The sequence below is a fragment of the Quyinboa ferrireducens genome, from assembly GCF_042436675.1.
Taxonomy (GTDB): Bacteria; Bacteroidota; Bacteroidia; order Bacteroidales; family UBA5342; genus JBHJHP01.
The window spans coordinates 1-14,482 of the sequence record NZ_JBHMVA010000013.1 but is presented as its reverse complement, the minus strand read 5'-3'; the positions used below and the strand labels follow the sequence as shown (position 1 = coordinate 14,482).

The 14,482-nt window shown below is 40.4% G+C and carries 13 protein-coding genes; 8 read left to right on the top strand and 5 right to left on the bottom strand.

Annotated elements, in window-relative coordinates:
* Positions 1 to 129 precede the first annotated feature (129 nt).
* A complete protein-coding gene (locus tag ACE01N_RS16035) occupies positions 130 to 1,041 on the top strand; it encodes a ribonuclease Z (RefSeq protein WP_380591206.1) in 912 nt (303 codons plus the stop codon).
* A gap of 89 nt (positions 1,042 to 1,130) precedes the next feature.
* On the opposite strand, the gene ACE01N_RS16030 is transcribed toward ACE01N_RS16035, so the two are convergent.
* From ACE01N_RS16030 to ACE01N_RS16010, 5 genes are all read right to left on the bottom strand, one after another.
* On the bottom strand, positions 1,131 to 2,492 hold the full coding sequence (locus tag ACE01N_RS16030; protein ID WP_380591203.1) for a dipeptidase: 1,362 nt from the start codon (positions 2,490 to 2,492) through the stop codon (positions 1,131 to 1,133).
* Positions 2,493 to 2,771: 279 nt separating this feature from the next.
* Positions 2,772 to 4,430 (bottom strand): ribulokinase, encoded by a 1,659-nt coding sequence (locus tag ACE01N_RS16025; RefSeq protein WP_380591200.1) that lies wholly within the window; start codon positions 4,428 to 4,430, stop codon positions 2,772 to 2,774.
* Positions 4,431 to 4,448: 18 nt separating this feature from the next.
* The gene (locus ACE01N_RS16020) at positions 4,449 to 5,141 is read right to left on the bottom strand and encodes an L-ribulose-5-phosphate 4-epimerase (RefSeq protein ID WP_375728708.1); all 693 of its coding nucleotides are present in this window, start codon (positions 5,139 to 5,141) and stop codon (positions 4,449 to 4,451) included.
* Between the two features lie 57 nt (positions 5,142 to 5,198).
* Entirely contained in the window at positions 5,199 to 5,894 is a 696-nt protein-coding gene (locus ACE01N_RS16015) for an NUDIX hydrolase (RefSeq protein WP_380591196.1), read from the bottom strand.
* Between the two features lie 11 nt (positions 5,895 to 5,905).
* Positions 5,906 to 7,624, bottom strand: coding sequence for a sodium:solute symporter (locus ACE01N_RS16010; RefSeq protein ID WP_375728710.1), 1,719 nt, complete (start codon positions 7,622 to 7,624; stop codon positions 5,906 to 5,908).
* A 271-nt stretch (positions 7,625 to 7,895) separates the two neighbouring features.
* On the opposite strand from ACE01N_RS16010, the gene ACE01N_RS16005 reads away from it, so the two are divergent.
* The 7 genes from ACE01N_RS16005 (at position 7,896) to ACE01N_RS15975 (ending at position 14,302) form a co-directional block, all read left to right on the top strand.
* The gene (locus ACE01N_RS16005; RefSeq protein ID WP_380591193.1) at positions 7,896 to 8,960 is read left to right on the top strand and encodes an aldose epimerase family protein; all 1,065 of its coding nucleotides are present in this window, start codon (positions 7,896 to 7,898) and stop codon (positions 8,958 to 8,960) included.
* A gap of 24 nt (positions 8,961 to 8,984) precedes the next feature.
* Entirely contained in the window at positions 8,985 to 10,196 is a 1,212-nt protein-coding gene (gene gluP / locus ACE01N_RS16000; protein WP_380591190.1) for a glucose/galactose MFS transporter, read from the top strand.
* Between the two features lie 477 nt (positions 10,197 to 10,673).
* Positions 10,674 to 11,378 (top strand): dipeptidase PepE, encoded by a 705-nt coding sequence (pepE, locus tag ACE01N_RS15995; protein ID WP_380591187.1) that lies wholly within the window; start codon positions 10,674 to 10,676, stop codon positions 11,376 to 11,378.
* A 117-nt stretch (positions 11,379 to 11,495) separates the two neighbouring features.
* Positions 11,496 to 12,239, top strand: a complete 744-nt coding sequence (gene lptB, locus ACE01N_RS15990; protein WP_375728714.1) for an LPS export ABC transporter ATP-binding protein — start codon at positions 11,496 to 11,498, stop codon at positions 12,237 to 12,239.
* Between the two features lie 24 nt (positions 12,240 to 12,263).
* Positions 12,264 to 13,208: a hypothetical protein gene (locus tag ACE01N_RS15985; RefSeq protein WP_380591182.1), complete on the top strand. Its 945-nt coding sequence runs from the start codon at positions 12,264 to 12,266 to the stop codon at positions 13,206 to 13,208.
* Positions 13,201 to 13,851, top strand: a complete 651-nt coding sequence (locus tag ACE01N_RS15980; RefSeq protein ID WP_380591179.1) for an HD domain-containing protein — start codon at positions 13,201 to 13,203, stop codon at positions 13,849 to 13,851. Before ACE01N_RS15985 ends, ACE01N_RS15980 begins: the two co-directional genes overlap by 8 nt.
* Positions 13,852 to 13,873: 22 nt before the next feature.
* Complete coding sequence (locus tag ACE01N_RS15975) at positions 13,874 to 14,302, top strand: putative signal transducing protein (protein WP_380591177.1); 429 nt, start codon at positions 13,874 to 13,876, stop codon at positions 14,300 to 14,302.
* Positions 14,303 to 14,482 lie beyond the last annotated feature (180 nt).

The following is a 14,482-nucleotide window of genomic DNA, read 5'->3' as shown; positions in this document are numbered from 1 at the left end:
TTTAAAACATTAACTCCATACATTTATTAATAGCATGAATCTTTTGTTTTTACTGCTCCGCTACTACAGTCACTATCTATAATACCCTCCTACAATTATTTTTTTTTACATTTACAAAAAAGTGGGAAGATGAATTTTGATGTGCATATTCTGGGAAGTAATTCTGCATTGCCTACTGCAAGACGGTTTCCGTCGTGCCAGGCAGTCAATTTCAGGGAAAAACTGTTTATGATAGATTGTGGTGAAGGCGCCCAGATACAGATGCGTAAACAGCATCTTAAATTTTCAAGGCTCAATCATATTTTCATCTCACATCTCCACGGCGATCATATTTTTGGTCTGCCCGGCTTGCTGTCCACCTTTGGCCTGCTCAACCGGACCAATGATCTTCACATCTATTCTCCTGATGAACTCGAAGCAGTACTACGTCCATTTATTGAACATTTTTCACACCAGCTGCCCTTTAAAATTATCTTTCATCGTGTTGATCCGAAAAAACACGCTGTGGTTTATGATGACCGGTCACTGGAAGTATGGACTGTACCTTTGCAACACAGGGTTCCGACCTGTGGTTACCTTTTCAGGGAAAAACCCGGCGAACGGAATATTAAAAAAGATATGATCGATTTTTATGGTCTGTCAATCAAACAGATTAAAGAAATCAAGGATGGTCAGGATCTGGTACTGGAAGACGGATCTGTAATAGCCAATACATCGCTCACCATAGAACCGGATAAACCCAGAAGTTACGCATACTGCTCGGACACGAAATTTGTCCCTGAAAATGCAGATATCCTTAAAAATATGGATTTGCTTTATCATGAAGCAACCTTTGCCAGCCAGGAAGAGCTGCTGGCTTCCGGCACTCACCATTCCACTTCGGCACAGGCAGCACAACTGGCTAAACTCGCCGATGCCGGCAAATTAATTATCGGGCATTTCTCTGCCCGTTACAAAGAACCGGACGAAGTATTGGCAGAGGCATTGGAAATATTTCCCAACACCACTGCTGTTGAGGATGGCATGGTCTTCAGTATTTAATGCAACTGAAATTTTGTATTTTCGTAACCTTATATCAGGGCTAACGCCCCATTATAATCGTATTGTAAAACTTACTGCACAAAAGAACCTCAAGCCATTTCGCTAAAATACTCGAAGAATTTCACACTGGTTTTTATACCGTTTACAATATTCTCAACGGGGAAGTTCTCATTGGGTGAATGAATAGCATCTGACTCCAGACCAAATCCAAGCAAAACTGATTTCAGTCCTAGCTTTTCTTCAAACGTTGAAATAATAGGAATACTGCCGCCGCTTTTCAGAGACACCGGAGTTTTTCCAAACACAGCTTCGCAGGCTTTCTCTGCCGCCTTGTAAGCCGGAATATCAATCGGACAAACATATGGCCTACCGCCATGCATCTTCTCTACCTTAATGGTAACATAATCCGGTGCAATAGTATTCAGATGTTCCACCAGCATATCGGCAATCTTATCAGGATCCTGGTCAGGAACAATGCGCGAAGAAACTTTGGCATAAGCTTTTGATGGAATCACAGTTTTTGCACCTTCTCCTGTAAATCCAGCCCAGATACCGCACACATCAAAAGTAGGACGAATACCCGTCCGTTCGGGAATGGAATATCCTTTTTCGCCCAAAAGTGCTTTTACGTTCAAACTCTTTTTGTACTCCTCTTCAACTATAGGTGTTTTATTAATCAGTTCGCGTTCATAATCTGAAACTTCCAGCACATCATCGTAGAATCCGGGAATAGTGATCTGACGATTTTCATCGAACATATCAGCAATCATTTCACACAGAATATTCGCAGGATTGGCTACTGCACCACCAAACAAACCGGAATGCAAATCACGCGATGGACCGGTAACCTCTATCTGCCAGTAAGCCAACCCGCGCAAGCCGCTTGTGATGGCAGGCGTTGTCGGATTGATCATGCTGGTATCTGAAACCAGAATAATATCTGCCTCCAGTAAATCCTTATGAGCATCAATAAAAGCAGGCAATGACTGTGAACCAACTTCCTCTTCACCTTCAATAATGAATTTAACATTGCAATTCAGCAGGTTGTTTTTTAGGAGGTACTCAACGGCCTTAAAATGAATGTATGATTGTCCTTTGTCATCGTCTGCACCACGCGCCCAGATCCTGCCATCTTTTACCACTGGTTCAAACGGATCAGTATGCCATAAATCCAGCGGATCAACCGGCATCACATCCATGTGGGCATAAATCATAACGGTAGGCAGTTTCGGATCAATTATCTTTTTTGCAAACGTCACAGGATTTCCATCGGTAGCATAAACTGTTGCTTCATCCATGCCGATGCCCAGCAGTTTTTCCTTCCAAAGTTCTGCCATGCGTTCCATATAAGGTTTGTGCTTTGGATCAGCGCTAATGGAAGGAATTCTTAACAGGTCGAAAAGGTCGCTTAGTAATTCATCTTTGTTTTCCATAAATTTATCGAGTGTCATAATTTTATAATTTTTCTCTAAAAATAGCAGAACGCGTGAAATATAAAAATGACTTTCCACATCAGGCACAAAAAAAGGGCAACCAAATGGCCGCCCTAAATATATACAGGGGTATAAAGAATTACTTATTAACCCGCTTTATTCATGAAATAATGAAATGCATTTCATGAATGTGCGTTAGCATTGAGCCGAGACAAGCGGGAAACCCCGATAGCAAATACCCAAATGTGAGGAGCTAAGCGAACTCAAATTTGCTGGTATTGCGTTATCGAAGAAAATTTATGAATTTTCAGGGTTAAAAAGTTCTTTTTCTGTCCATGCACCCAGTTTAAGATAGTTCTCGTAAATGGGCAGATACTTTTTATGATTCTCCTCGTTTGGCGTATAAGATGTTTCAAAACCCTGACCCAACACTTTCTGAGCTTCGGTCACAGTTTTAAATTCACCGGCATTTACGGCAGCAAACATGGCAGCACCAAAAGCACAGGTCTGATCTGAAGAGTGAACCTTAATCGGCATATTCAGTACGTCCGCTAAAGTCTGCATCACAAATTTTGATTTTTTAGCCACTCCACCAAGCGCTATGATCTGGTCAATTTCCACACCATTTTCCACAAAACGGTCAACGATGGCTTTTGAACCAAACGCTGTGGCTTCAACCAATGCACGGAAAATCATCGGTGCTGTACTACCAAGGTTGATCCCTGTAATAGTACCCTTTACCAGCTGGTTGGCATCCGGAGTACGTCGACCGTTCATCCAGTCTGTTGCCAGCAAAGCAGTTTCACCAATTTCCATTTTGGCAGCTTCCTCCGAAAGTTTCGGAATTATTTTATCTTCAAGCTGTGCAGCAAGTTCCTTATCATCAAGAAATGACAATGGCCAGGTGATCAAACGCTTGAACCAGGCGTACACATCTCCAAAGGCGCTTTGACCGGCTTCCAGACCAACTGTCATTGGAATAACAGATCCGTCCACCTGACCACAGATACCCGGAATAAGTTTCTTATCTACTTCATCGTAATCAGCCACCATGATATCACAGGTTGAAGTACCCATGATTCGTACCAGTGTTTTTGGCGTTACTTCACCGCCAACAGCGCCCATGTGCGCATCAAATGCACCAACACCAACTTTTACCTTAGTACTCAAACCAAGACGTTTGGCCCATTCCTCAGTCAACGTACCAACAACTTCGTCGCTTGTATAAGTTTTTTCAAATAGCCTGTCACGGTAACCAGCCAGAAGAGGATCAAGAGTTGTTAAGAATTTTTCACTTGGAAGTCCACCCCACTCTTCATGCCACATTGCCTTATGTCCTGCAGCACAACGGCTTCGTTTAATTTCTTCTGGTTTTGTGTTTCCTGTAATTAATGCAGGTAACCAGTCACAATGCTCAATCCATGAATAAGATGCATTACGCACAACTTCATCATCACGTAATACATGAAGAATTTTTGCCCACACCCATTCTGATGAATAAACACCACCTTCGTATTGGGTATAATCAACCTCCCATTTTGCAGCCAACTCATTAATCTGTGCAGCCTCTTTTACGGCTGTATGATCTTTCCAAAGCACAAACATCGCATTTGGATTTTCAGCAAATTCAGGAGTAAGTGCAAGTGGTGTACCTTCAGCGTTGGTTAATACCGGCGTACTGCCTGTGGTATCGAATGCCATACCCACAACGTTCTCTGCCACATCGGGCGGACATTGTGCAAGCGCTTCCTTAACCGTGTATTCCAGCACTTCGATATAATCAAGCGGATGCTGACGATACTGATCCTTATGCGGCACACAGTATTTGCCATCCATCCAGCGGGGATAATATTTTACGGCTGTAGCCATTTCCTTCCCTGTTTCCACATCAACAATAATGGAACGGGCAGAATCGCTACCGTAATCCAGACCGATTACATATTTCTTTTCTGACATGATATAAATTGAGTTTAATTATTTCTGACCATAATAAGCATTTGGTCCATGCTTACGTTCATAATGTTTTTTAATAAGCAGCGGGTTCATTTTCAAATTTGGGTTCACACCGTAAGCAATGGAAGCCATTTTGGCAACCTGTTCCATAACAACCGCATTGTGAACGGCATTATCGGCATCTTTTCCCCATGCAAACGGCCCGTGGTTCTGAACCAAAACACCAGGTATCTCATCCGGATTTTTATCCTTGAATGTGTCAATAATCACTGTTCCCGTTTCAAGTTCATAACCCTTTTCTCCAAACACTTCTTCTTCAGTCATCTGGCGGGTACAAGGTATCTCATCCGAAAAATAATCGGCATGTGTTGTGCCTATATTTGGAATACCAACACCGGCCTGAGCCCACGACGTAGCGTAAGTGGAATGCGTGTGAACCACACCACCAATATTAGGAAAAGCTTTATACAGTTCAATGTGCGTAGCAAGGTCAGAAGATGGTTTTAAATTTCCCTCTCTTACATTTCCGTCAAGATCAACAACTACCATATCAGAGGCTTTCATCACTTCGTAATCCACCCCACTCGGCTTGATCACAACTAAACCTGATTCCCTGTCAATAGCACTAACATTTCCCCAGGTAAAGATTACCAAACCATGCTTCACCAAATCGATATTGGCTTTAAAAACTATCTCTTTTAAATTATCTAACATAAAAACTGATTTTATTATCCGAATAATTTTCTATAATGAGGTAAAAAGTTATACAGATTAAACCGGCACACCGAACGAAAAACTTTCATCCGACAGATCATTATATTTCTCCTCGTTAAAACGGTACAGGAAAGCACCTCTTTTTGAAGAAATCTTGTCTTTCTCTTCCAGCTTTTCAAGAACACCCATCGATAATATTTTTTTCCTGAAATTCCGTTTATCCATTTCTCGCTGATATATTGCTTCGTATAGACGCTGTAACTGCGTTAATGTAAACTTCTCCGGAAGCAGATTAAAACCTATCGGTTGACTGGCGGCTTTTCTTCTTAACCGTTTTAGAGCTTTATCGACCATTTTATAATGGTCGAAAATCAATTCCGGCAACTCATCCAGCTTCACCCAGTGGGCATTATGACTTTTAACCAATTCCTTATCGTATGATTCAATATTGATTAAAGCAGAATATGCCAGTGATATTACACGTGCACCAGGATCCCTTTCCGGTTCACTAAAAACCTGTAGTTGATCAAGATATACATCGGTTAAACCAGTAAGTTCATTCAGTACTCTGGCAGCAGCACCATCTGCACTTTCGTCCTCCTTAATAAAACCGCCCATCAATGACCACTGTCCTTTGGCCGGTTCAAAAGTTCGTTGAAGTAAAAGCAGTTTCAGTCCTTCATCATCGAATCCGAAAATAATACAGTCAACTGCCAGAATAAACTGATGTTCCTTTCTGTAAAATTCTACCATTTATTACGATTTTACCAGAAATAAATATAGAATGCTACTGTGATACCAACTATAATAGCAGAGTTAATTATATCCCACTGATTCCAGCTTGCACGTGTCGCAGCCTTCTGTTCTGCTGTAACAGAAGAAAAGGTCAGACCAGCAATTTGTTCTGCAGGAGCAGGTTTTGTAAATGCACTTACCACCAGAATAACAAGCATACTGAAAATAAGCATACCACCACTGAAGAATAACCAGTTAACATCGTAAAATAATCCGTAGAACCAATTGTGAACACCATGTTCAGCAGCCCATAATTTTACATCCGTAAATCCGTCCGCTTTCGCCAGGGATGAATATAGAACTTTAGCTCCTAAACGTATAACACCGATAATAAATCCTGCGATCATACCCCACATACCACCCTTAGGCGTAGGCTTAGTAGAAAGAATACCCAAAAGGAAAGCAGCTGCAATACCAGGAGCCAGAACTGACTGAACATCCTGCAGGTAGGTGTATAATACATTACCTATAGAGCGCATAATCGGTATCCACAAAATTCCTAAAACAACTACCACAACCGTAGCTATTCTTCCAACCTGCAACAGTTTCTTTTCTGTAGCCGTCGGCTTGAATTTTTTATAGAAGTCTATGGTAAACAGCATGGAAGATGAGTTAAACAATGATGCCAGTGAACTCATTAATGCCGCGAGGATACCCGAAACAACAAGTCCCTTGACACCAGCCGGCAACAGGGTTGCTACCAATGTTGGGAAAGCTGCATCAGCAGTTGTCAGTTCAAATACTTTACCATTGATCACCACACCTTTCTGTGCCAGTGCAAATGCAATCATACCAGGAATCATAAACAGGAATACCGGTGTTAATTTAAGATACGCACCAAAGATGGTACCACGTCTTGATTCTTTTTCATCCTTACCCGAAAGTACACGCTGAACAATAAACTGGTCAGTACACCAATACCAGAAACCAATAACAGAAGAACCTATCAACACCCCAAGCCATGGAAAGCTTTCGTCGCGGTTACTCCTTATCAGGTTCGCCATTGAATCTCCGTAATCATTTACAGGAACTGCTCTTGTAATCCGAATCACTTCCTCCCAGCCTCCAACAGCTTTAAGTCCCAGTACCAAAATAATTACAGATCCCAGTAGCAGGATTGGTGTTTGCAAAACTGATGTATACAGCACCGATTTCATACCACCGATAACAGTATAAATAGCTGTCAGCAGCACCAAACCAATGGCCGATATCCAGAAAAAGTCAATTCCCCAGAGTGATTCAATTCCAAAAACGTTTTTGAATACAATACCACCGGCATAAACAGTTACAGCAACTTTAGTCAACACGTAACTGATAAGTGAAATAAGTGATAAGATAGAACGGGACTCCTTGTTATATCGCTTTTCAAGGAATTCAGGCATGGTAGTTACCATACTACGTGAATAGAACGGTACAAATACCCATCCAAGAATAAGGATCATCCAACCCTGAATTTCCCAGTGTGCCATCGCCATCCCGCTGGATGCTCCTGCACCGGCCAAACCAATCAAGTGTTCTGAACCAATGTTTGAGGCGAAAATCGAAGCACCGATCGCAATCCATGTTGCATCACGACCTGCCAGAAAGTAATCGCCTGAACTAGTTTGCTTCTGACGGAAAACCCAAACAATGATTCCGGCCAGAGCAAGGCCAAAAAGACCAATAACAATCCAATCTAAAGTTGCCATAATAGTTATTGCATTAGTTAATTAATACGTTAATGTTGCAAGATTAAAAGTGTAAAAGTAACACTTAAATATCGAACTACAATATAAAGTTGCAATTTATTTTGATTCCAATTTGGAGCAAATAAAATTAATACTTTGAAAACAACCAAAATAGCTCCAGATTTCTTTTAGCAAACATGTTGCAGAATAGAAAAATGCCCTTGTACAATTAATATTAGTTGCTACATTTGCAGGTACTCTCAAAATATTTGGAAAACTACAATAAATTATTATGAAAATACTGGAAGAATCTTTATTCAAAGGAACGTGGGAAGATAAAGAAACCCGATTAATTACATTGAAGAATAAAAATGGCATGGTTGTTCAGGTAAGCAACTTTGGAGGCAAAATTGTAAGCATCTATGCACCTGACAGGAATGGTGAATTTGCAGACGTGGTTTTAGGTTATGACTCCATTGATGGTTATTTTAAGGGGCATGAATACTTTGGTGCCATTTGCGGACGCTACGCGAACCGTATCTCCAAAGGGAGATTTACATTGGACGGAAAATCGTACCAGCTTCCAATCAACAATGGACCAAACAGTCTTCATGGCGGACCCGAAGGATACAGCATGAAGGTTTTTGACTGTGAGCCTGTTAAAGAACTAAACAATGGTTCTTCTGTAAAAATGAGTTATTCCGATCCTGACGGTAAAATGGGATATCCGGGCAATGTTGAATTTTCAGTCACATACACGCTGACAGATAACAATGAATTGAAACTGGATTACGAAGCCACAACTGATCAGGCTACTCCAATAAACATTGCCGGTCACTCCTACTTTAACCTTGCCGGCGAAGGCAATGGAAGCATTGAAGGACATGAACTGATGATCAACGCATCGCATTTTACTCCAATGGACGATGTATCTATTCCGACTGGTGAAATAAAACCTGTAAAAGGGACACCTATGGATTTCACCTCGTTTAAAGTAATCGGATCACGCATAAACGAGGATGATGAGCAACTGAAATTTGGTAAGGGATATGATCATAACTGGGTCATCGACAAAAAAGAAAATGAATCGGGACTGGCTGCCGACTATTATGAAAAGGATTCCGGAAGAGGAATGAAAGTTTACACTACACAACCTGGTGTTCAGTTTTACTCTGCTAACTGGACAGATGAGCAGGGAACCGGAAAACATGGTCATACATATGGCGAACGTCATGCCTTGTGCCTTGAGACACAACACTTTCCTGATTCACCCAATAAGTCAAACTTTCCTTCGGTCATCCTTAGGCCGGGTGAAACTTATCTGCATTCATGTGTATATAAATTTTATACTAAATAATATTTAACCTTAATAAGTTTAACAATGACAAACGAAAAAAACAAGTATCTTTTTCCATTGATCGTAATGGCATCGTTGTTTTTCCTGTTCGGATTTATTACAACTATGAATAACTCTACTATTGAGTTCCTTAAAAGTGCGTTCGGACTGAATGATGTACAAAAACAGCTGCCAAACACTTTTTTCTATGGTGCTTATATCCTTTCTATTCCGGTTGGCTTCCTGATTAACAAGATAGGCTACCGCTTTTCAATTTTTACCGGATTAGGACTTATCGCCATTGGATTCTTTGCCAGTATTCCTGGTGTTGGATTTGGATATTATGGCTTTCTAAGCGCTGTATCAATTTTTGCAATTGGTGTTGTGATCCTTCAGGTTGCAGCAGCGCCTTACGTTGTTGCTTTAGGTCCGGCCAAGAGCTCCGCAAGCCGATTAACCTTAACCAATGCATTAAACTCAGTTGCGACCGTTATTGCACCTATTTTTGTTTCCATACTACTTGTTACTCCGGAACTTGCTCCGGGTGAAACATTGGATAATTCTGCAATTAAAGATATTGTGGCTGGTCCATTTACCGGTATTGGTATTGCCACAGCCGTAATACTTATCATTATGTTATTCCTTAAACTTCCAAACATTAAAGAGAAAGAAGAAGAAGAAGGAAAAACAGGAAGTTATAAATCAAGTGCATTTAAATATACGCACGTTTGGCTTGGCTCATTAGCTATTTTTGTTTACATGGGTATTGAGATTGGTATCCCAAGTTTCTTTGCAGACTTTGCTGCTAAAAAAGGTGCTGTCATTGAGACTTCAACAACTGATATGTTGAAATTCTACTGGGGTGGTTTAATGGTTGGCCGTTTGATCGGTATCTTCGTACTGAACAAATTCAAACCAAACCTGATCCTCTCTATTTGTGCTTTAGGTGGCGCAGCATTGCTTGGCGGAAGTATTGCTATGTCTGGAAACATCAGCATGTGGTTATTCCTTGGAACAGGTCTCTTCCACTCCATCATGTGGCCAGTGATTTACAGTTTGGCACTTGAAGATTTGGGACCTCATTCAGATGTTGCGTCAGGTGTAATTGCTACATCTGTTATTGGTGCAGCTATTCTGATGCCTATCATGGGTGGTATTCAGACAGCTACAGGAACAGTTATTGCAGCAGTCAGCGCAATTTTCATTTATTATGCTTACCTGATCTTCTTTGCAACCAAAGGATCAAAAATCAGATAAACATCTGTTAAAATATTTTGAAAGCGGGACGTTTCGTTCCGCTTTCTTTTTGTATATAAAAATAGTATTTCGCTACATCGTTTAAACGTGCGGTCTTGTTTTTTAGACACAACATTAAAGAACCAGATCCAGTAAAATACAAATCAGAGATTTGATATTTTACGAGGATCCTCCTAAGTTAAATGTAATTAAAATTGCAAATTTTCGGGAATGCAAGGCTTAGTTTGAAATCACACGTTAATACTTTTTATTGGGTTGACCTATATCAGGAAGGTTTATTCATAATTCTTCATTGATTACGGATGGCATTCACTTTGTTCATTTACCCGGGGTTATTAATTTTTCTCTCTTTCACGTTCCACGATTAACGACCCACGACTAAAATTTCACGTCACAACCTTTCAAATTGACCCGGTTTAAATTGACAGATATTTTCTATGCCTTTTATAAATTGTATTTTTGTACAAAAATAAGCGCATGCAACTTTTATTAATCAGCAATTCAACCAATGCCGGAGAAGCATACCTGGAATATCCCAGAGAAGAGATCAGAAAGTTTCTTGACCAGAGTAGCAAAATCGTATTCATTCCTTTTGCTGCTGTTGGGTTTTCGTATAACACTTACACAGAGAAAGTAAACGAAAGCCTTAGTAAAGCGGGATTAAAAGTAACGGGAATACATACATTTCCGGATCAGGTAAAAGCAATAAAAGACGCTGACGCTATTATGGTAGGTGGCGGAAATACATTTCAATTGGTGGCAGAGTTGTATAACCAAAATCTGATGGAAGTTATCCGCGAAAGAGTTGTTTCAGGCGTAAAATATGTAGGTTGGAGTGCCGGATCAAACATCACATGCCCCACACTAATGACTACCAACGACATGCCGGTTACTGAGCCAAAATCCTTTAAAACGCTTAATCTAGTTCCTTTTCAGATCAACCCGCATTACATGGATGCCAACCCGGATGGCCATGCCGGTGAAACAAGAGAACAACGCATCAATGAATTTACAGTATTGCACCCCGAAATCTGGGTTGCCGGACTACGTGAAAGCACTATGTTTTTGGTTACTAATGGTAGCATCATTTTAAAAGGACCTAAAACATGCAGAATTTTTAAATTCGGGAAAGAACCTTTGGAATTATCTACAGAAGATGACTTCAGTTTCCTGTTAAACTAATATTTAAGAATTTATAACAGAGCTCAGCTCAAGCATACAACATAAAGTATCCATGCGCCTTGGTAATTTTGCTTATATTCGTACAGATTTTAAAACAGCGATAAAATTGTTTTCTCTATGAGTGACTACGATAGGATGATTCTAAGAACCGAAGATCTGGTAAAAATCTACAAGAACAGAACCGTTGTCAATAAGGTTTCCATTGATGTTCAGCAAGGTGAAATTGTGGGCCTACTGGGACCAAATGGTGCCGGAAAAACAACCACATTCTATATGACCGTAGGATTAATAACACCAAACCATGGAAGAATTTTTCTGAATGACGAAGAGATTACAAAACTGCCGGTGTACAAAAGAGCCCAAAAAGGGTTGGGATACCTTGCCCAGGAAGCCTCTGTATTCCGCAAAATGACAGTTGAAGATAATATTCTTTCTGTGCTGGAGATGACTAAAATCCCAAAGCCTGATCAAAAAGCAAGAATGGAAGAGCTGATAGACGAATTCGGGCTGGGTCATATTCGTAAAAACACCGGAGACAGACTTTCCGGGGGTGAAAGAAGACGAACTGAAATAGCGCGGGCCCTAGCTATCAGTCCGAAATTTATTTTGCTGGACGAACCGTTTGCCGGCGTAGATCCGATTGCTGTTGAAGATATTCAGACCATTGTATCGAAATTGAAAGATAAAAATATTGGAATCTTAATTACTGACCATAACGTTCATGAAACACTCTCCATTACCGACAGAGCCTATCTGCTTTTCGAAGGACGAATTTTAAAATCCGGTTCAGCAGAAGACCTGGCAAACGACGAAATGGTACGCAAGGTGTACCTTGGAGAAAATTTTGAACTCAGACGTTAATCCCAAACGAAACAAAACCTTACGATGTACAAATTTATTCTGCTTCTTTTTATCCTTGCAACACCTTTTGCAAAAGCTGCAAAGGAAGAAGTACCATACTGGATAGGTTATCCGGCAACAGAAGATACCGTATTGACGGATTATTATTTTAAAACCGAGTTCAAACTTAAGGACTCGGTCCAATCGGCACCACTAAAAATTGCTGCAACCGGCAGATTACAACTTTGGGTCAACAACTATTTTGTGATTTATGATGGAGACCCAAGTGCCTCTGTCGACGATCCACACGTGTTTGTGACCGATATTCGCAAATTTCTTGTTGAAGGGGAAAACGCATTGACTGTATGCCTATCGCCGGATTCGCCCCATGATTTTGGAAATAACAAGATGGCAATATCGTTGAAAATAAACAACGACATTTTAGTTTACAGCAATAAGGAATTTGAATGCTACCGTCAAAAAGCCAATAATTATACTACTGAATCGGTTGGAGGTAAAACCTATATCACATTCGCATTCGATGCACAAAAAAATCTTGTGGGAAACTGGCATCAGGCAGGATTTGAAGCAAAAAAGTTTTCACCTGAAAAATGGCAGGAGCCAGAAGAAGGTAAAATATTCAACGAAAAGGATGTTTCAACCACATATATCCCGAAACCGATTTCCAGAACATATGATGTTACCAATATATCTTTTCCTCAGACGGTTAAACCCGGAGACAAAGTTACAGTTGAATTACCAGCCGAAAAAAAGCTTATGCTGGAAGCCGGCTTTGAAAGCGTAAAGGATAAAACAGTATATATCTACACACCACAGATGGCTAAAACAGGCATAAAACACAGTTATAAAACCACATTTGGAGGACAAAGTTTTTTCTTTCCGGTTTTGATGGAAACGGATAAACTGATATTTGAATTTAATGCACCCATGAAATTTATCGGAGTAACCTACCGCACTGTGAATGAATAGCAATCTGATTAAAGCGACCATTGCCTTTGTAAAACAGGAACTGTCGGGAAATGAATCAGGTCACGACTGGTGGCACACTTACAGGGTATATAAAACTGCTGAATCTATTGCAGAAAAGGAATATTGCAATAAAACTGTTGTTCTTCTTGGCGCACTTTTACATGATATTTCAGATGCTAAACTAAACGGAGGAGATGAAAAACTTGCCGGAAAATTGGCAGGTGATTTTCTTGCCCGCCAAAAAGTTGATCCGGATATAATCCAAGAGGTACTCTACATCATTGAACATATTTCATTCCGGAAAAACCTGAATAAAAAATCAGAACTTACCCCGGAGCTGGCTGTGGTGATGGATGCCGACCGTCTTGATGCTATAGGGGCTATTGGTATTGCCCGAACATTTAATTACGGAGGGTTTAAGAACCGGTTAATCTATGACCCGGATTATAACCAGCCTGATGCCGACACATACGATGGATATACCAAATCAGAAGCACCAACCATACAGCATTTTTATGACAAACTGCTACATCTGAAAGATCTGATGAACACTAAAACCGGCAAGACCATAGCTGAAGAACGCCACCGGTTTATGGAAACATATCTTGGCAGGTTTTACAAGGAGTGGAACGGCGAAATGTAATTAATACTTAAAATCAACACCCATGAAAAATCCCAACGAACTGGTTACACTGGAAGTTTTTAATGACTCATTTCATGCACACCTGCTACAATCGAAACTTGAAAGTGAAGGAATTGAGTGTCATGTATTTGATGAAAACACCTCAAATCTGGGTCCACACTATAACCAGTTTGTAGGTGGTATAAAAGTAAAAGTCTGTGAAGCGGATAAAGAAAAAGCCCTGCAAATTTACAGAGAAATCCATAATACTCCTTTTACCGATGAGTCAGGAACTGTCTTACGTTGCCCCAACTGCAATTCCAACAAAATCGAATCCGGATTCGGCAACACAAAAGGCATTAAAGGATTCTTTCTGGGATTGCTGAGTGTAGCACTGGCGACCTTTCCGTTTTCAAATACCACATACTACTATTGTAAAAGCTGTGGGAATGAGTTTAAAGGGAAGAAATAAAGCAAAAAATATAAAATCTCTACCCGAAATCCTCCGTCCCGACTGAAACGTCGGGACACCTCCTTTTCACCTTAGATTTGTGGATACCTTAGATTTGTGGATATATTCTTAAATGATCTGGAAAGGCTTAAATTTGAGATAATAACATAAATTCAAAAAGAAAGGAAAACCAGTAAGTAA